At 73.0% G+C, this 17,933-nt stretch carries 15 protein-coding genes; 8 read left to right on the forward strand and 7 right to left on the reverse strand.

Annotated features, from left to right (window positions below; genetic code table 11):
• Positions 1-27 precede the first annotated feature (27 nt).
• Together ACWGSR_RS18915 and thpR are read right to left on the reverse strand one after the other, a co-directional pair.
• Positions 28-1,017, reverse strand: coding sequence for an aldo/keto reductase (locus ACWGSR_RS18915; RefSeq protein ID WP_453567614.1), 990 nt, complete (start codon positions 1,015-1,017; stop codon positions 28-30).
• A 141-nt stretch (positions 1,018-1,158) separates the two neighbouring features.
• Positions 1,159-1,737: an RNA 2',3'-cyclic phosphodiesterase gene (thpR, locus tag ACWGSR_RS18920; RefSeq protein WP_453567616.1), complete on the reverse strand. Its 579-nt coding sequence runs from the start codon at positions 1,735-1,737 to the stop codon at positions 1,159-1,161.
• A gap of 33 nt (positions 1,738-1,770) precedes the next feature.
• On the opposite strand from thpR, the gene ACWGSR_RS18925 reads away from it, so the two are divergent.
• Positions 1,771-2,271 carry a GNAT family N-acetyltransferase gene (locus tag ACWGSR_RS18925; RefSeq protein WP_376240316.1) on the forward strand — a complete coding sequence of 167 codons (501 nt, stop codon included), beginning with the start codon at positions 1,771-1,773 and terminating at the stop codon, positions 2,269-2,271.
• A 153-nt stretch (positions 2,272-2,424) separates the two neighbouring features.
• Here the strand turns inward: ACWGSR_RS18925 and ACWGSR_RS18930 are convergent, their stop codons facing one another.
• On the reverse strand, positions 2,425-3,762 hold the full coding sequence (locus ACWGSR_RS18930) for an MFS transporter (protein WP_376240314.1): 1,338 nt from the start codon (positions 3,760-3,762) through the stop codon (positions 2,425-2,427).
• 26 nt (positions 3,763-3,788) lie between these two features.
• Positions 3,789-4,232: a MarR family winged helix-turn-helix transcriptional regulator gene (locus ACWGSR_RS18935; RefSeq protein WP_062753095.1), complete on the reverse strand. Its 444-nt coding sequence runs from the start codon at positions 4,230-4,232 to the stop codon at positions 3,789-3,791.
• Positions 4,233-4,524: 292 nt separating this feature from the next.
• Between ACWGSR_RS18935 and ACWGSR_RS18940 the strand changes: the two genes are divergently transcribed.
• Positions 4,525-4,779, forward strand: a complete 255-nt coding sequence (locus ACWGSR_RS18940) for a hypothetical protein (RefSeq protein WP_376240311.1) — start codon at positions 4,525-4,527, stop codon at positions 4,777-4,779.
• On the opposite strand, the gene ACWGSR_RS18945 is transcribed toward ACWGSR_RS18940, so the two are convergent.
• Complete coding sequence (locus ACWGSR_RS18945) at positions 4,749-6,200, reverse strand: NCS2 family permease (protein WP_376240309.1); 1,452 nt, start codon at positions 6,198-6,200, stop codon at positions 4,749-4,751. The two genes, ACWGSR_RS18940 and ACWGSR_RS18945, sit on opposite strands and share 31 nt — an antisense overlap.
• A 169-nt stretch (positions 6,201-6,369) precedes the next feature.
• On the opposite strand from ACWGSR_RS18945, the gene ACWGSR_RS18950 reads away from it, so the two are divergent.
• Both ACWGSR_RS18950 and ACWGSR_RS18955 read left to right on the forward strand, forming a co-directional pair.
• Entirely contained in the window at positions 6,370-6,645 is a 276-nt protein-coding gene (locus ACWGSR_RS18950; protein ID WP_376240307.1) for a DUF2530 domain-containing protein, read from the forward strand.
• A 130-nt stretch (positions 6,646-6,775) separates the two neighbouring features.
• Positions 6,776-9,184 carry an HAD-IC family P-type ATPase gene (locus tag ACWGSR_RS18955; RefSeq protein ID WP_453567621.1) on the forward strand — a complete coding sequence of 803 codons (2,409 nt, stop codon included), beginning with the start codon at positions 6,776-6,778 and terminating at the stop codon, positions 9,182-9,184.
• A 17-nt stretch (positions 9,185-9,201) separates the two neighbouring features.
• Here the strand turns inward: ACWGSR_RS18955 and ACWGSR_RS18960 are convergent, their stop codons facing one another.
• Positions 9,202-12,357, reverse strand: coding sequence for a sacsin N-terminal ATP-binding-like domain-containing protein (locus ACWGSR_RS18960; protein WP_453567623.1), 3,156 nt, complete (start codon positions 12,355-12,357; stop codon positions 9,202-9,204).
• A gap of 110 nt (positions 12,358-12,467) precedes the next feature.
• A complete protein-coding gene (locus ACWGSR_RS18965; RefSeq protein ID WP_376240298.1) occupies positions 12,468-13,397 on the reverse strand; it encodes a DUF3027 domain-containing protein in 930 nt (309 codons plus the stop codon).
• 749 nt (positions 13,398-14,146) lie between these two features.
• Here ACWGSR_RS18965 and ACWGSR_RS18970 point away from each other — a divergent pair.
• The 4 genes from ACWGSR_RS18970 (at position 14,147) to ACWGSR_RS18985 (ending at position 17,927) form a co-directional block, all read left to right on the forward strand.
• Positions 14,147-15,526, forward strand: coding sequence for an MFS transporter (locus tag ACWGSR_RS18970; RefSeq protein WP_453567626.1), 1,380 nt, complete (start codon positions 14,147-14,149; stop codon positions 15,524-15,526).
• Between the two features lie 211 nt (positions 15,527-15,737).
• A complete protein-coding gene (locus tag ACWGSR_RS18975) occupies positions 15,738-16,220 on the forward strand; it encodes a DUF2771 domain-containing protein (protein WP_366376216.1) in 483 nt (160 codons plus the stop codon).
• 7 nt (positions 16,221-16,227) lie between these two features.
• Positions 16,228-17,079: a futalosine hydrolase gene (locus ACWGSR_RS18980; RefSeq protein ID WP_453567628.1), complete on the forward strand. Its 852-nt coding sequence runs from the start codon at positions 16,228-16,230 to the stop codon at positions 17,077-17,079.
• The gene (locus ACWGSR_RS18985; protein WP_376240289.1) at positions 17,076-17,927 is read left to right on the forward strand and encodes a 1,4-dihydroxy-6-naphthoate synthase; all 852 of its coding nucleotides are present in this window, start codon (positions 17,076-17,078) and stop codon (positions 17,925-17,927) included. The genes ACWGSR_RS18980 and ACWGSR_RS18985 overlap by 4 nt, the downstream gene beginning before the upstream one ends.
• The last annotated feature ends 6 nt before the right edge of the window (positions 17,928-17,933 follow it).

Here is a 17,933-nt window from a genome sequence, read left to right on the forward strand (position 1 = left end):
GGGACACCCCCGGAGGGAACTCCGGGATCACCAGGCGAAGGCCTCCGGCGAGGGTCCGGGCCCGGGGAAGATCTCGTCCAGGGACGCCAGAAGCTCCTCGCCCAGCTCGACCTCCAGGGCCCTCAGCGCACCGGCGAGCTGCTCGGGCGTCCGGGGCCCCACGATCGGCCCCGTCACACCGGGCCGGGTGAGCAGCCACGCCAGAGCGGTCTCCCCGGGCTGGAGCCCGTGCTTGTCGAGCAGGTCCTCGTAGGCCTGGAGCTGCGCCCGGGCGGCCGGGTCGGCGAGCGTGGCCGCCGCGCGTCCCTCCGTACGCCGCCCGCCCTCGGCCTCCTTCTTCAGGACCCCGCCGAGCAGACCGCCGTGCAGCGGCGACCAGGCGACGACCCCGAGCCCGTACTCCCGCGCGGCCGGGACGACCTCCATCTCGGCGCGCCGCTCGAAGAGGTTGTACAGGCACTGCTCGCTCACGAGCCCGACCGATCCCCGCCGCGCGGCGATCTCGTTGGCCTGGGCGATCTTGTACCCGGGGAAGTTGGAGGACCCCGCGTAAAGGATCTTCCCCTGCTGGATCAGCACGTCGACGGCCTGCCAGATCTCCTCGAAAGGAGTGGAGCGATCGACGTGATGGAACTGGTACAGATCGATGTAATCGGTCCCGAGCCGCTTGAGACTGCCCTCGACCGCCCGCCGGATGTTGAGGGCGGAGAGCTTGTCGTGATTGGGCCAGGCCTCCCCGTCGGCGCCCATGTTCCCGTACACCTTGGTGGCGATGACGGTGCGGTCGCGCCGGGCGCCGCCCTTGGCGAACCAGGAGCCGACGATCTCCTCGGTCCGCCCCTTGTTCTCACCCCACCCGTACACGTTGGCGGTGTCGAAGAAGTTGAGCCCCGCGTCCAGCGCCGCGTCCATGATGGCGTGACTGGTGACTTCGTCCGTCTGGGGTCCGAAGTTCATCGTGCCGAGAACAAGTCGGCTGACCTTGAGTCCGGTGCGTCCGAGCTGCGTGTACTCCATGAGTCACCAGCCAACTACTTAGAACGCACTCCAGGCAAGCACCTACTGCCCGACCACCGACGCGACGGCGACGATGGCGAACATCAGCACGAGAACACCGGCCATGATCCGGTTACGAGTCTTGGGGTCCACCCTTCGAGGTTAACCCGCCCCGCCCCCGCCCCCGCCCAGGGGCCACCTTCCCACCGCCTCATACCGGGGCCGCTCCCCCCGCACCCCGCTCACCGGCAGCCGAGACCGCACGAGCACCAGCTCCCCCACCTCCCACCGACTCCCTTCGAACCCCCCGAGCACCTCCACGAAGGGCCCCACATCGCCTCCCACCTCCCGCCCCACGGTCAGATGGGCCCGATACCGCCGGTGCTCCCCCATCCCGACCCCGGCCCGGCGCGCGGCCGCGTCGGACCGCTCGGCGAGGAGCCGCAGCACGTCCAGATCGCCGGCGACCCCGGCCCACAACGCCCGCCGCCCGAAGTGCCCGCCACCGTGCAGCCGCAACGAGAAGCCGGGCGTACGAGAGGCGGCCCTCCCGAGCCGCACCCGCAACTCGGGCACCAGCGCCTCATCCACCTCCCCCATGAAGGCGAGCGTGAGGTGCCACCCGCCCGACGGGGTCCACCGCACACCACCGGCCCCGGGCAGCTCCCGCAGCCGTTCGACCACGCGCCCGAGCTCGTCCAACCGCTCCGGAGGCGGCAGGACGGCAGCGAAAAGCCTCATGGAAAAAGTGTGGCACCCCCTACCCTCACCATCATGAAGATCCGTAAGGGCGGGCCCGAGGACATGCCCGCAGTACTCGCCATCCTGGACAGCGCCGTGGTCTGGCTGAACGACAAGGGCATCACCGCCCAGTGGGGCACGGACCCCTTCACGGCCCGCCCCGCGGCCGTACGACAAGTGGAAGAGACCGTGGCCGAGGGCGACCTCTGGATAGCGGAGATCGACGGCACACCGGCGGGCACGATGACCCTGACCCCCCACCCCGGCAAACACGTCCCCCACGCCGAAGAACCGGAGACCTACATCCGCCTCCTGGCCACGGACAAGAACTTCCACAACCAAGACGTGGGAGCGGCCCTCCTCCAACACGCCGCCACAGAGACCCGCCGCAAAAACGTCTCGCTCCTCCGCGTGGACTGCTTCGCGGGCAGCGAGGGCCGCCTGATCGCGTACTACGAGAAGCAGGGCTTCACCCGCACGGACACCTTCGCGGTGGGCGACTGGCAGGGCCAGATCCTGGAGCAGCGGGTCTGACGACGACGTACGGGAGGGGGTGGGGCCGGAGCGGGGGAGGTGGTGTCCGGGCGTAAAAGCGTCTTGAACCCGCGAAGCACGGTGAGACGCAGCCCGGACACCACCTCCCCCGCGGAGGCCCCGCCCCCGTCACCCCCACGGGCCCCCGAAGGCCTACGCCGCAGTGGTCAACCGCTCCCGCGCCACGAACCGAACCTGCGGATGCCCCCGCCGCCACCCCACGGCGACCTTGAGGCCTCCCACCCGAGCGAGCACGAGCCCCACGACAACGGCCGCGGCAAGCGAGATCAGTCCCCCCACAGCGAACCCGACCCGAGCGCCGTACACATCGGTGACCCACCCGAGCAGCGGCGCACCGATCGGCGTGCCCCCGGCGAAGACCATCATGTAGAGGCTCATCACCCGCCCCCGCATCGCGGGATCCGTGGCCATCTGCACGGCGGAGTTGGCGGTGACGTTGACCGTGAGCCCGATCATGCCGATCGGCACGAGCAGCAGCGCGAACAGCCAGAACGCCGGCGACAGCGCCGCGACGACCTCCAGCACACCGAAGACGCCGGCGGCGATCACCAGCATCCGCAGCCGGGTCGAGCCGCGCCGGGCCGCCGCGAGGGCGCCCACGAGCGACCCGGCGGCCATCAGCGTATTGAGGAACCCGTACGTACCGGCCCCCACGTGAAAGACCCCATCGGCGAAAGCAGTGAGCCAGATCGGAAAGTTGAACCCGAACGTCCCGATGAACCCCACAAGGACGATGGGCCACACCAGATCGGGCCGCCCGGCCACGTACCGCAGCCCCTCCCGGAGCTGCCCCTTCCCCCGCGGAACGCGCTCCACCTTGTGGAGCTCACCGGTCCGCATGAGCAACAGGCTGACCACCGGCGCGACGAAGGAGAGGCCGTTCAGCAGAAAGGCCCACCCACTCCCGACCCCGGCGATGAGGACACCGGCGACGGCGGGCCCGACGAGCCGAGCGGACTGGAAGTTGGCGGAGTTCAGCGAAACGGCATTACGGAGCTGCTCGGGCCCGACCATCTCGGAGACGAAGGACTGCCGCGCCGGATTGTCGACAACGGTGACCATGCCCAGCAGAAAAGCGATCAGATAGACGTGCCAGACCTGCACGTGCCCGGACAGGGTCAGCACGGCAAGCGCCACACCACACAGCCCAAGAGCCGCCTGGCTGACGAGAAGCAGCTGCCGCTTCGGGTACCGGTCGGCGATGACACCGCCGTACAGGCCGAAGAGCAGCATCGGCAGGAACTGGAGGGCCGTCGTGATGCCGACGGCGGCGGCCGAGCCGGTGAGGCTCAGGACCAGCCAGTCCTGGGTGATCCGGGCCATCCACGTACCGGTGTTGGAGACGATCGCTCCGGTGAAGAACAGCCGGTAGTTCCGGATCTTGAGCGAGGAGAAGGTTCCCCCGCCCCGACGGGTGTAGGTATCGGGTTTGTGGACGGGTGCGGAGTCTGCTCCGGGTCCCGTACTCAAAGTGCGTCGCCTCCTCGGCTCGTGGTCTACAGGTGCGCGAGCTTCTCCAGGACGGGGGCGGCCGCGCGCAGCTTGGCCCATTCGTCCTCGTCCAGACCCTCGGCGAGCGCGGCCAGCCAGGCGTTCCGCTTGCGGCGGGACTCCTCGAGCATGGCCTCGGCCTGCTCGGTCTGGCTGACCACCTTCTGCCGGCGGTCGTCGGGGTGCGGCTCCAGCCGGACCAGTCCCTTGGCTTCGAGCAGCGCGACGATGCGGGTCATCGAGGGCGGCTGGACGTGTTCCTTGCGGGCCAGCTCGCCGGGGGTCGCGGAGCCGCAGAGCGACAGGGTGCCGAGCACCGACATCTCGGTGGGGCTCAGCGATTCGTCGACGCGCTGGTGCTTGAGGCGTCGGCCCAGCCGCATGACGGAGGAGCGGAGCGCGTTCACGGCCGCGACGTCGTCGGCGGTGCCGTGGGACAGGTCAGGCATGTTCGTTAGCATAACTCATTACCCTGTCTAAATACCACCGGAAACCCACCGACGTCACGCGGATCACACGCACCGATACGCACACGCCCGCCCGCCCCCCGCACCCGTATGCACCCGCCCACACCCGCCCACCCCCCATGCACCCGCCCACACCCGCCCGCGCACCCACGCACCCGCGCGCGACAACACACACCGGCCCAGATCACGCTTCGGCATCCATGTATCACCCAAACGAGTGAGTCGGATCCAGAAAGTGACGCAAAGAAGCCCCGGGTGCCCCGACCCTGACGGCATGGGATCGACAGTGCTCAGCCTGCGCATCGACGGTGAGCTGCTCGACCGGCTCAGGAGTCACGCCGCGAAAAGAGGAATGAGCGTCCAGGACTACGTGGCCCGGACGCTCATTCGCGAGGATTTCGACGAGCGGTTCAAGACCGCCGTCGACGAGACGGAGAAGTTCTACGGTGCGGAGGGGGCGGAGGGGGAGCCGCAGCAGGCGCCCGCCCCGCCCCGGGATCACGTGAGGCCGAGCGCCGGCATCGCGTAGTAGAAGACGAACACCGCCGACACGACGTACATGGCCACCGGCACCTCACGGCCCCGGCCGGCCGCGAGGCGCAGCACGCTGAAGGCGATGAAGCCGATGCCGATGCCGTTCGTGATCGAGTACGTGAACGGCATCATCACCATGGCCAGGAACGCCGGCACCGCGATGGTGAAGTCGCTCCAGTCGATGTCCCTGACCGAACCGGCCATGATCAGGAAGCCGACCGCGAGCAGCGCGGGGGTGGCGGCCTGGGACGGGACCATGGTGGCCAGCGGCGTGAGGAACAGCGCCACGGAGAAGAGGCCGCCGGTGACCACGGAGGCGAGGCCGGTCCTGGCCCCCTCGCCGACGCCGGCCGTGGACTCCACGAAGCAGGTGGTGGCGGAGGAGGAGGTCGCGCCGCCGGAGGCGACGGCCAGGCCGTCGACCAGGAGCACCTTGTTGATGCCGGGGAAGTTGCCGTCCTTGTCGGTCAGCTTGGCCTCGTCGCCGACGCCGAGGATCGTGCCCATGGCGTCGAAGAAGCAGGACAGCAGCACGGTGAAGACGAAGAGGACGCCGGTCAGGACGCCGACCTTGTGGAAGCCGCCGAAGAGGCTGAACTGCCAGAAGAGGCCGAAGTCGGGCGAGGCGACCGGGTTGCCGGGCCACTCCGGGGTGGTCAGGCCCCAGGACGGGACGTCCGCGACCGCGTTGATCACCATGGCGACGACGGTCATGACGACGATCGAGATGAGGATGGCGCCGGGGACCTTGCGGACGATCAGCGCGAGGGTGAGCAGGGCGCCCAGGACGAAGACGAGGACGGGCCAGCCGGTGAGGTGACCGTCGCCGCCGAGCTGGAGCGGGACGGTGGTGTGGGCGGCGTCGGGGATGCGGGAGACGAAGCCCGAGTCGACGAGGCCGATCAGCAGGATGAAGAGGCCGATGCCGATCGCGATGCCCTTGCGGAGCCCGGCCGGGACGGCGCTCATCACGCGCTCGCGCAGACCGGTCGCGACGAGCAGCATGACGACGAGGCCGGCGAGGACGACCATGCCCATGGCGTCGGGCCAGGACATCCGGGGCGCGAGCTGGAGCGCGACGACGGTGTTGACGCCGAGGCCGGCGGCGAGGGCGATCGGGACGTTGCCGATGACGCCCATCAGGAGGGTGGTGAACGCCGCCGTGAGGACGGTGGCGGTGACGAGCTGGCCGCTGTCGAGCTGGTGCCCGTACATGTCCTTGGCGCTGCCGAGGATGATCGGGTTCAGCACGATGATGTAGGCCATCGCGAAGAAGGTGGCGAAGCCGCCCCGGACCTCGCGGGCGACGGTCGAACCGCGCTCGGAGATCTTGAAGAAGCGGTCGAGTCCGGAGGTCGGTTCGGGGGAACCGGACGGCTCGGGGGAAGGGGCCTTGGCGGTGGCCGTGGTGCTCATGGGAGTCCTCGTAGGAGAGTGTCCATTTTGGCGGTTCATACGAAGGAAACCCGCCACAGGCAAACCGTTTCAGTATGAACACATGAACGAGCGAGCGTCCATCTCCGCGCGTAGACAAGAATTCACGCCACCCGATCCGCCGCCCGCCCCGCCGCCTAGACTGGCCCCCATGGCGAAGTGGACACCGAAGCACGAGGCACCCGAGCCCCTGGAAGGGCCCGTCGTCGCCACCATCACCGGCGGAACGATCCTCTGGTTCGTGCTCTTCCTCGTCCAGCTCCCCTTCTACGGCTGGTTCGACGACCGGGACCTGACCTGGTGGGTGTGGACCTGCCTGGCCGGGGCCGGGCTCGGCCTGATCGGCATCTGGTACGTACGGAAGCGCGACGCGGCGCTCAAGCGGCACGCGGCGGCGCGGGAGGCCGAGGAGCACCCGGCTCCGTGACGCCGCCCGGCACCGGGTAGTACCACGGGACCACTCCCCCTCCCCCCACGGTCCGATCCCGCCCCCTCCCGCCCCCCATATCCCCCTCTCCGGCAGGTGAACGCCCCCTTCCGGCCGTACCGTCGAGAGCATGACGCAGCGGTCGAAGATCGACACGGAAAGCGGCGGGACGCCGGAGAACGGCCCGCCCGTCGAGCACCGCCCGGCCGGGCTCACCTCCGCCGAGGTCGCGGAGCGGGTCGCGCGCGGGGAGGTCAACGACGTCCCCGTACGGAGCTCCCGCTCAGCCGTCGACATCGTCCGGGCCAACGTCTTCACCCGCTTCAACGCGATCATCGGCGTGCTGTGGGTGATCATGCTCTTCGTCGCGCCGATCCAGGACAGCCTGTTCGGCTTCGTGATCGTCGCGAACACCGGCATCGGCATCATCCAGGAGCTCCGGGCCAAGAAGACCCTCGACGGGCTCGCCGTCATCGGCGAGGCCAAGCCGACGGTCCGGCGCGACGGGACCGCCGCCGAGCTGTCCACCTCGGAGATCGTCCTGGGGGACCTGATCGAGCTGGGGCCCGGGGACAAGGTGGTCGTCGACGGGGTGGTGGCGGAGGCCGACAGCCTGGAGGTCGACGAGTCGCTGCTCACCGGCGAGGCGGACCCGGTGGTGAAGAGGCCGGGCGACCCGATGATGTCGGGCTCCTTCGTGGTGGCGGGCGGCGGCGCGTTCACGGCCACGAAGGTCGGTCGCGAGGCGTACGCGGCGCAGCTCGCGGAGGAGGCGTCCCGCTTCACGCTCGTCCACTCCGAGCTGCGCAGCGGCATCTCCACGATCCTGAAGTACGTGACGTGGATGATGGTCCCGACCGCGACCGGTCTGATCATCAGCCAGCTGATCGTCAAGGACACCAACCTCAAGGACTCGATCGCCCGGACCGTCGGCGGCATCGTCCCGATGATCCCGGAGGGGCTCGTCCTCCTCACCTCCGTGGCCTTCGCGATCGGCGTGGTCCGGCTCGGCCGCAAGCAGTGCCTGGTCCAGGAGCTGCCGGCCATCGAGGGCCTGGCGCGGGTCGACGTCGTGTGCCTGGACAAGACGGGCACGCTGACCGAGGGCGGCATGGACGTGACAGCCCTGCGTCCGCTGAACGGCACCGACGAGGCGTACGTACGGAAGGTCCTCGGCGCGCTCGGCGCGTCCGACCCGCACCCGAACGCCTCCCTCCAGGCGATCATCGAGGCCTACCCGGACGCGGACGGATGGCGCTGCACGGAGGCGCTGCCGTTCTCGTCGGCCCGCAAGTACAGCGGGGCGACGTTCGACGAGGGCGGCGGCGAGGGCTCGTCGTGGCTGCTGGGCGCCCCGGACGTCCTCCTGGAGGCCGGTGACCCGGCGCTCGCCGAGACCGACCACCTGAACGAGCAGGGCCTGCGGGTCCTCCTCCTGGCCCGTACGGACCGCGAGCCCGGCGCCCCCGGGGCGGCGGAGGCGGCCCGCCCGGCCGCGCTCGTGGTCCTGGAGCAGCGGCTGCGCCCGGACGCGTCCGACACCCTCGCGTACTTCGCGGACCAGAACGTCGCCACGAAGGTCATCTCCGGCGACAACGCGGTCTCGGTGGGGGCGGTGGCCGGGAAGCTGGAGCTGCCGGGGGCGGAGCACACGGTGGACGCCCGCACGCTCCCGGAGGACCGGGAGAAGATGGCGGAGGTGCTGGAGGAGAACGCGGTCTTCGGCCGGGTCACCCCGCAGCAGAAGCGGGACATGGTGGCCGCGCTCCAGTCGAAGGGCCACACGGTCGCGATGACCGGGGACGGCGTGAACGACGTCCTGGCCCTGAAGGACGCGGACATCGGCGTCTCGATGGGCTCGGGCTCGGAGGCGACCCGGGCGGTCGCGCAGATCGTCCTCCTGAACAACTCCTTCGCGACGCTGCCGTCGGTGGTGGCGGAGGGGCGCCGGGTCATCGGCAACATCACGCGCGTGGCGACCCTCTTCCTGACGAAGACGGTCTACTCGGTACTGCTCGCGGTCCTGGTGGTCTGCTCCCAGGTGGAGTACCCCTTCCTCCCCCGCCACCTGACCCTGCTGTCCACCCTGACGATCGGCGTCCCGGCCTTCTTCCTGGCCCTGGCCCCGAACAAGGAACGGGCGAAGCCGCACTTCGTGCGCCGGGTGATGCGGTACGCGATCCCGGGCGGGATCATCGCCGGGGCGGCCACCTTCACCACGTACCTCCTGGCCCGCCACCACTACAGCGGCGCGGACGCCCTGGGGGCCGAGACCAGCGCGGCGACCCTCACCCTCTTCCTGGTCTCCCTCTGGGTCCTCGCGATCATCGCCCGCCCCTACACCTGGTGGCGCCTCGCCCTGGTCGCCACCATGGCCGGCGCCTTCCTCCTCGTCCTCGTCGTCCCCTGGCTCCAGGACTTCTTCGCCCTGAAACTGGTCGGCACGACGATGCCCTGGGCGGCGGTGGCGATCGCGGCGACGGGCGCGGCGCTCCTGGAGGCCGCGTGGCGCTGGGTGGACCGGAGGTTCCCGGCGTAACGGGCCGGGCGGGCCGGTCAGTCGAACCACCGGTCCCGCGAAAGCTCCTCCGTGCGGGTCGGGTCCTCCAGGAGGGCCGCGACCTCGAAGCGGCGGGGCCACTGGCCGGCGGCCCAGGCGAGGCCGGCGGCGACGCCTTCGAGGGTGGCGGCGTGGACGGTGCCGTCGGGGGTGCGGCGCCAGTCGAGTTCGACGCCGCCCGCGCGGAGTTCCTCGTGCTCGACGTAGAAGCAGGGGGTGGCGGGGCCGAGGAGGGCCGTCACGGAGTCCGGGACCCCGTGCTCCTCGCCGGCCGTCGTGACCCGCGCCTCGACCGTCTCGCTCAGGCGGCGCACCTGGAACAGCTCGGCCAGGTCCGCCGCCCGGGGCGGGGCGACCGGGAGGAGGGGCAGGCCCGTCGTCAGCGGGAGGAGGTCGGGGGCGTCGGCCACCACCGCGTCCGCCGCGTCGACCACGGTCACGACCCCGTCGACGACCGCCCGCAGCTCGTCCGGGAGGGTCACCTGCTCCGGGTCCAGGTCCGCGAGGGCCGTGTAGAGGGCGTGCAGCTGCGGGGCCGTCACCACGCGGTCCGGGTCCGCCAGGCGGCCGAGCAGCTCCGCCGCGCCGCCCGGCTCGTCCAGGAGCGCCGGGACCGAGGTGCGGACGCCGAGGGCCCGCAGGACCTGCTCGTCGTCGAAGCCGGTCGCGTCGGCGGAGTCGTACAGGCCGATCAGGAGGGGGTCGGTGCCGGCGGCGCGCAGTCCGGCCGGGCGGCGGCCGTCCAGTACGGGGTGGTCGCGGAGCCACCAGGCCGTGTACGGGCGGACCGTCTCCGTCGTGCCGTCCGGCAGGAGGACCCGTACGGGCTGGATCAGGGCGTCCCTCAGGGGCGGCACCGCGAGCAGGGCCAGCGCCCGCGGCCAGGCGTCGTCGTCGACCAGGTCCAGGTCCCGTACGGCGACGATCTCCGTCGCCACCGGCGGCACCGGGGTCTCCGGGAGGCGGTCGAGGACGTCCTCGCACCACACGTCGACCGCGTCGAGGAGCCCGGCGTCGTCCGGCTCCGGGTAGTCGCCCTCGCGGGGCTCGACCTCGTCCGGGTCGAGGACGAGGTCGTTCGTACGGACCAGGGCGAAGGTGGCGAGCACCCCGCACGCGGTGAGGGGCTGCTCGCCCCAGCGGGCGGCGAGGCCGGCGTCCACGAAGGCGATCTCGTCCTCGCGGACGACGGCGGCGAAGGGCGAGCCGGGCAGGACGAGTTCGCTCGCCGGGGCGAGTTCGCCGTCCTCGTCGGGGAGGGCGAGCGCGCCCAGCCACGGCTCCTCGCCCGGGGCGAGCTCCGCGTCGCGGGCCAGGCCGAGGACGGTCTCGGCCAGCTCCTCGGCGTCCAGGGCGTCGACGTCCTCGTCCCAGATCTCGCCCACGTCGAGGGAGGCCGCGACCGCGAGCCGCACCTGGTGGGTCGTCAGGATCGCGCGGGGCGTGGCGGGCAGGGCGCCCAGCTTCTCCAGGAGCGGGTGGGCGGCGTCCGGGTGCGCCACCTTCAGGCCGAGCCGGGCCAGCTCGGGCGGGGTGCCCTCCTGCGGCAGGAGGACCTGGCGGGGGCCGATCACCGTGCGGGACCGGGTGCCCTCCGTCTCCTCCGCCAGCGGCACCGGCAGGCCCGTGAGCCGGTCCGGGTCGACGCCCGCGAGGGAGTCGTACAGGCGCCACCACCAGCCGGCGGGCCGGTCGACCCCGGCCAGGCGGTCGATCGCCTCGGTCAGCGGGACCCGGCCGACGCCGAGCGTGCGCAGCTCCGGGCGGCGCTCCAGACCGGCCGGGAGGAGCGTCGGGAAGACCTCCGCGAGCACGTTCACGGTCTCCGCGCCCGCGCCCTCCACGACCTCCGCCTCGATCGGGCGGAGCGCGGGCAGCTCCTCGGTCGGGACGGCGGGCGCCAGGAACCCGACGCGCGGCAGCCGGTCGAGGATCGCCTCGCGCAGCGCCCCGTCGAGCGGGCCCTTGCCGAACGGGCCGGGCACGAGGTCGAGCGCGGCGGTCGTCACCGGCCGCCAGTCGGCGAGCAGTTCGGCGTACGCGTCGGCCGCCCGCTGCACCAGGAAGTCGGTGAGCGGTCCGGGAGCCGGGTGGCGGCGGGCGGTGTCGAGCGGCAGGGAGGCGATGAGGAGGGCGGGGATGCCCAGGGGTTCGTCCGTGGGGGTCGGGGCGTGCACGACCGGGGTGGTCTGCGGGTAGCGCGGGGCCCCCGCGTCGTCCACGGGCACGGCCCAGGTGACCGACCAGTGGGGGCGCAGGCGCTCCTCGACCGGGCGGTCCCTGAGGAGCTCGGGGTCGAGCGGGCCGCCGTGGCCGACGGTCCGCCAGCGGTGCGCGCCGCTCGCGGAGTCCTCGACGCGGACGTAGCCGTCGGCCTCGGAGCGGCGGAGCGTTCGTACACCTTCGGGTGTCTCCACGACGACCTCGGACAGACCCGGAAGAGTGAGCAGCAGGGCGTCGTCGATCGAGGAGAGGAGCCGCTCGGTGAGGTCTTGGGCGGCCGCGTCGCGCAGCGGCAGGACCACGACGGTGTCGTACCCGTCGGGCGCGGTGCCCTCGGCGGGCAGCGGGAGGCGGAGCAGCGGCACGTGGCCGTCGCGGCGGCGCAGTTCGTCGCCGAGGCCCGGGCTGTGGCGGGCGGCGTCGGCGGCCAGTTCGCGGGCCTCGGCGAGGGACCAGCGGACGCCGCCGTGGCGGCCGAGGAGGGCGGGCTCGTCGGTGACGGCGAGGACGGCGGCGAAGCCGACGCCGAAGCGGCCCACGGCCCCCGTGTCCCCCTCGCCGCCCTGCTCGCGCTTGGCGGAGGCGCGGAGGGTGGACAGCGACTCGACGCCCGTGGCGTCCAGCGGGGCGCCGGTGTTGGCGGCGGCCAGGACGGCCGGGCCCTCGTGGTCCGCCGGGTGCAGGGTGAGGCGGAGGCGGCCGGGGACGCCGGCGCGGCGGGCGGCGTCGGCGGCGTTCTGGGCCAGCTCGACGACCAGCCGGTCGCGGTAGCCGCCGAGCGCGAGGTCCTCCTCGGCGTTGGCGTCCTCCCGGAACCGGGCGGGCGAGGCCCCCCAGGCGTCGAGGACGCCGCGGCGCAGCCGTGCGGTGCCGAAGGGGTCGGTTCCGTCGGTCGTCGTCCGGACGCTGACGCTCACGTCTGACTCCACTCTGCGGTGCGGTGAATCGGGTCGGGACCGGTACGGTGCCGTTCCGGAGGTCCCGGGGCCCGAAGGTACCGCGCCGCGCGGTACGGCCTTCCCCGCGGAGGGGCCCGCCCCTACGAGTGGCCCAGGTCCTCCAGGACCTCGTCCGGTTCCGTCGTGGAGCCGGAGTCACTGGAGGGGCGGAGGGGGAAGGCGTCGACGGCCGTCGAGTCGTGGACCGGGGGCGCGGGGCGCGGCGGCTTCGGCATGACGGCGGCCTCCGAGTGGCCGCCGCAGCCGTACGCCAGGGAGACGACCCGGCCGTCCGCCGGGGAGAACTCATTGGCGCAGATGCCGAAGGCCTGCTTCAGGGAGCCGTCCAGCGGCACCAGGAAGGCGCAGGACTCGCAGGTGGCGGGGGCCGCCTGCGCCATCGGCGTCTTGGCGCCGAAGGCCTCGTCCCAGCGGTCCGCGGCCACGTGCAGGCCGTAGCGGGACAGGACCCGGGCCCGGCGCATGCCGAGCTCGTCGGCGACCGACGCGATCGCGCCCCGCGAGGGGGTACGGGTCACGATCTCGGCGTCCTCGACGTCGAGGTGGTCCGCCAGCTCCTCCGAGACCGCGGAGTTCGGCGGCGGCGCGTCCTCGCCGGTGTAGCCGGGCTCCAGGCGCGGGTCGTCCTGCTCGGTCGGCAGCAGGTCGCCCGGACCCATGTCGCCGGGGCGCAGCCGCTCGCTCCACGGCACCCACTCGGGGGCGAGGAGGGAGTCGGGTCCCGGCAGCAGGACGGTTTCGTCGAGCGTGACGTTCTTGGCGCGGGAGGCGCGCGTCACGGTCACCGCCCAGCGCCAGCCCCGGTAGCCGGGCTCCTTGCACTCGAAGAAGTGGGTGACGACGCGGTCGCCCTCCGCGAGGACCTCCACGTGGGCGCCCACGATCCCCGGCGCGGCCGCCTCCTCGGCGGCCTCCCGGGCGAGTTCCACCGCCTCGGCGCACAGGCGGTCGGGGGTACGCGTGGCTCGCGGGGCACGCGGGGTACCGCTTCGCGTCGTCGCAGCACTCACAGGTATCGCTTCTCTCCTACGCCGTCTCACAGGTGCGCCGGCCGGGAGGCGGGAGCGAAGCAACGGGCGGCGGGCGGAGCGGACCAGAGGGCCGCATCGACGTCCGCACCCGACGTGTCTCGCGCGTCTCGGGCACACCTAACGCCATCCATTCTGCGGTATGCCGAAGAGGCGCGCGGCCGAGAGCTTCCGCCGGTGACGCGCTACGCACGCTACCCCGTTCGCGGGCCTCCGCCCACCTGCCCGTCCCAAGAGGGCCGCATCGCGGACGGCCGGGCCGGTCACGGAGCCCCGGGAACGGCCGGACGGGCCGCGCGCACACCCGGCCGCGGAGGCCCGGGACGACGGGGCGGACCCCATGCGTGTCCGGTCGCGGAGGCCGGGAACGACGGGGCGGACCACGTGCGCGCTTGGTCGCGGAGGCCCGGGAACGACGGGGCGGACCCCATGCGTGTCCGGTCGCGGAGGCCGGGAACGACGGGGCGGACCACGTGCGCGCTTGGTCGCGGAGGCCCGGAACCACCGCGCCGGCCGTACGGTCCACGGGCCGCCCGCTCCGGCCGCCCGCGCCGGCCGACGGCGCGCCCCCGTCCCCGGCGCGGCCGCGACACGCCCGGCGCGCGGGTCCGTTCGAGCGGGTCTCCGGCGCGTCTCCGGGTCCTCCGCCGCGCCGCGGGCAGCCCGGTCGGTCCGGATGTATCCCGCGTCACGCCACGGTTCGGGACCCGACCTTGGGGCACTATGACGGGGTGGCAGCCGCACGGTCCCCCGCACGATCCGAGGATCACGCCGGGCCGCTCCGGAGAGCGGGCCGGGCGGTCGGGCGTGCCCTGCACCTGCCGTTCACCGGCACGGCGAAGGGCATCCGGAAGGCCACCCACGCGCACGGCGCGGGCGAGTCGGGGCTCGGCAAGCTGATCGAGCTGCACGCCGTGAACGGCGCCGGGGACGTCATGATCACCGTCGCCCTCGCCTCCACCGTCTTCTTCTCCGTGCCGACCGACGAGGCCCGCGGCCGCGTCGCCCTCTACCTCGCCATCACCATGGCCCCGTTCACCCTCCTCGCCCCCGTGATCGGCCCGCTCCTGGACCGCATCCCGCACGGCCGGCGCGCGGCGATGGCGGGCGCGATGGGGACCCGCGCGGTCCTGGCGATCATGATGTCCGGGGCCGTCGCGACCGGCGGCATCGAGCTGTACCCGGCCGCGCTCGGCGTGCTCGTGGCCTCCAAGGCGTACGGGGTGGTCCGCAGCGCGGTCGTGCCCCGGCTGCTGCCACCGGACTTCTCGCTCGTGAAGGCGAACTCCAGGGTCACCCTGGCCGGGCTGCTCGCCACCGGGGTCGCCGCGCCCATCGGGGCGGGGCTCCAGATGATCGGGCCGGGCTGGCCGCTGTACGGCGCGTGCGCGCTGTTCCTGCTCGGCGTGTTCTGGGCGCTGCGGATGCCGCCGAAGGTGGACTCCGCGAAGGGCGAGCGGCGGGCGCACCTGCTGACCCACGGCGAGAAGAAGCCGAGCCTGCGGACGGTCGGCCCGGCGGTCCTGCACGGCCTGGCGGCCAACGCGGCCCAGCGCATGCTGTCGGGCTTCCTGATCTTCTTCCTGGCGTTCCTGCTGCGCGAGCACCCGCTCTCGGGGCAGAGCGCCGCCGTCTCCCTCGGCATCGTGGGCGTGGCGGCGGGCGTCGGCAACGCGTGCGGGACGGCGGTCGGCTCGCTGCTCCGGGACCGGGGCCACGGCCCCGAGGTGATCATCGCCACGATGATCAGCGTGGTCCTCGGCACCGCGATCTGCACGGCGATCTTCTTCGGCGGCGTGATGGTCGCCGTCCTCGGCGCGGTCGCGGGCCTCACCCAGGCCCTGTCGAAGCTGTCCCTGGACGCGCTGATCCAGCGGGACGTGCCGGAGGTGGTGCGCACCTCGGCGTTCGCCCGCTCCGAGACCGCCCTCCAGATGGCGTGGGTGGTGGGCGGCGCGATCGGCATCGCGCTCCCCCTGAACGGCACCCTCGGGATGTCCGTCGCCGCCGCGATCCTGGCCCTGGGCGCCCTCCTGGCCGTCCGCGGCCTGCTCTCGGCCGCCCGCCGCCGCCCGGGCCCGAAGAACCGCCCGAAGACCCGGGTGGCGTGACCGGGCAGTGGCCCGGGGCGTGACCGGGCAGTGGCCCGGGGCGTGACCGGGCAGTGGCCCGGGGCGTGACCGGGCGGCGGCCCGGGATGGCGGCCCATGCGGTGGGAAAGGGACCTCCGGACGTACGGATGGCCCAGCCCGTCCGGTACCGGGAGGCGGCACGCCGTACCCCCGCGTGGCGCGGAAGCGACGGCCCGATAGCCTTCGGCTCATGACCGTTGCGTTCTTCTCCGGCTCGCGCCGCCGGACCGCCGTCGCCCTCGGGGCCGTCTCCGCCGGGCTCCTCGTCCTCTCCGCCTGCGACAAGCCGACCCCGATCGCGACCCTGACGGTCGGATCCGACTCGGTCCACTCCGAGGCCGCCTGCTACAACGACGGCGACGCCATCAAGGAGTCGCAGGTCCAGGAGTGCCTCAACAAGAAGGCCGAGAAGACCATCACCGTCGCGCCGGACGACCGGATCCGCTTCGGCGTGGACCCCGAGATCGCCGACAACGGGTGGACGATCTTCCTCGGCGGCCAGCAGGCCGAGGCCGAGCCGTACAAGAAGACCTACCGGACCATTCCGGCCAGCGCCTTCTTCTCCAGCCAGCAGACCGGCGAGACCCTGGACCAGGCCCAGGTGACCATCGTCGAGAACACCGGCAAGAAGCTGACCGGCGTCTGGCACTTCCAGCTGAAGAAGGAATCCTGATCCGCCGGTGGTCCACCGGATCCTGATCGTGACGGCCGTGGCGGCGGAGGCGGACTCCGTCACCGCCGGCCTCGCACCCGTCGCGACCGCCGCCCCGGAGCACGTCCCGCTGCCCGGGGGGTTCGCCCTGCGCCGCCACGCGGACGGGGACCGCGCGCGCGTCGACGTCCTGGTCGGCGGGGTCGGCCCCGCGGCCGTCGCCGCCGCGACGGGAACGGCCCTGGCGCACGCCTCGACGACGGACACGGGTCGGACGCACGCCCCGGCGACGGGTACGGACCCGACGCACGCCTCGACGACGGGCACGGCGCCGACGCCCACCCCGGCGACGGGTACGGACCACCGGGAACGTCCCTACGACCTCGTCGTCTCCGCCGGGATCGCCGGCGGGTTCCAGCCGTCCGCCCCGCTCGGGACCCTCGTCGTCTCGTCCGCGATCGTCGCCGCCGACCTCGGGGCGGAGACCCCCGACGGGTACCTCGCCGTCGACGAGCTCGGCTTCGGACGGTCCGTCCACCCCGTGCCCGAGGCGCTGACCGGCCGCCTCCGCGCCGCCCTGGCCGCCGAGGGCCTGCCGTGCGCCGTCGCGCCCGTCCTCACCGTCTCCACCGTCACCGGCAGCGCCCGGCGCGCCGCCGAGCTGGCGGAGCGGCACCCCGGGGCCGCCGCCGAGGCGATGGAGGGCTTCGGCGTCGCCGAGGCCGCCGCCGCGTACGGCGTGCCCGTCATCGAACTCCGTGCCGTGTCGAACGCCGTCGGCCCCCGCGACCGCGCCGCCTGGCGCATCGGCGACGCCCTGGACGCGCTCCGCCGGGCCGCCGGGGCACTGAGCCGCACCGTCCCCGTGGAGACGCCGTGAAACTGAAGATCGCCTACTCGCCCTGCCCGAACGACACCTTCGTCTTCGACGCCTGGGCCCACGACCGCGTCCCCGGCGCCCCCCGGCTCGACGTGACCTTCGCCGACATCGACGTCACCAACGGCTGGGCCGAGAGCGGCACCGACGCGCACGACGTCCTGAAGGTGTCGTACGCCGTGCTGCCCTGGATCCTCGACGAGTACGCCCTGCTGCCCTGCGGCGGCGCGCTGGGCCGGGGCTGCGGGCCGCTCGTCCTGACCCGGGACGCCGGAACGGGCGCCGACCTGGCCGGGAAGACCGTCGCCGTGCCGAGCGAGCGCTCGACCGCGTACCTGCTGTTCCGGCTGTGGGCGGCCGAGGCCGTGCCCGGCGGGGTCGGCGAGGTGGTCGTGATGCCGTTCCACGAGATCATGCCCGCCGTCCGCGACGGCAAGGTCGACGCGGGGCTCGTCATCCACGAGGCCCGCTTCACGTATCAGGAGTACGGGCTGCACCGGCTCGCCGACATGGGCGAGCACTGGGAGACGACGACGGGCCTGCCGATCCCGCTCGGCGCGATCGTCGCCCGCCGCTCGCTCGGCGCGGAGACCCTCCGGCTGCTCGCCGACGCGGCCCGCGCGTCCGTGCGGATGGCCTGGGACGACCCGGTCGCCTCCCGGCCGTACGTCATGGAGCACGCGCAGGAGATGGACCCGAAGGTGGCGGACCAGCACATCGGCCTGTACGTGAACGAGTTCACGGCCGACCTCGGCGAGCACGGCTACGCGGCGGTCCGCGGGCTGCTCACCCGCGCCGCGGCCGAGGGACTCGTACCGCCCCTCGGCCCGGACGCGCTCGCCTTCCCGTAGGGCGGA

Source organism: Streptomyces sp. NPDC055632 (assembly GCF_053618675.1).

Excerpts from the sequence above, each read along its gene's own strand:
- ACWGSR_RS18925 (WP_376240316.1), top strand. The coding sequence starts at position 1,771 with ATGAAGATCCGTAAGGGCGGGCCCGAGGACATGCCCGCAGTACTCGCC.
- ACWGSR_RS18935 (WP_062753095.1), bottom strand. The coding sequence starts at position 4,232 with ATGCCTGACCTGTCCCACGGCACCGCCGACGACGTCGCGGCCGTGAAC.
- thpR (WP_453567616.1), bottom strand. The coding sequence starts at position 1,737 with ATGAGGCTTTTCGCTGCCGTCCTGCCGCCTCCGGAGCGGTTGGACGAG.
- ACWGSR_RS18915 (WP_453567614.1), bottom strand. The coding sequence starts at position 1,017 with ATGGAGTACACGCAGCTCGGACGCACCGGACTCAAGGTCAGCCGACTT.
- ACWGSR_RS18945 (WP_376240309.1), bottom strand. The coding sequence starts at position 6,200 with ATGAGCACCACGGCCACCGCCAAGGCCCCTTCCCCCGAGCCGTCCGGT.
- ACWGSR_RS18975 (WP_366376216.1), top strand. The coding sequence starts at position 15,738 with ATGACCGTTGCGTTCTTCTCCGGCTCGCGCCGCCGGACCGCCGTCGCC.
- ACWGSR_RS18955 (WP_453567621.1), top strand. The coding sequence starts at position 6,776 with ATGACGCAGCGGTCGAAGATCGACACGGAAAGCGGCGGGACGCCGGAG.
- ACWGSR_RS18940 (WP_376240311.1), top strand. The coding sequence starts at position 4,525 with ATGGGATCGACAGTGCTCAGCCTGCGCATCGACGGTGAGCTGCTCGAC.
- ACWGSR_RS18950 (WP_376240307.1), top strand. The coding sequence starts at position 6,370 with ATGGCGAAGTGGACACCGAAGCACGAGGCACCCGAGCCCCTGGAAGGG.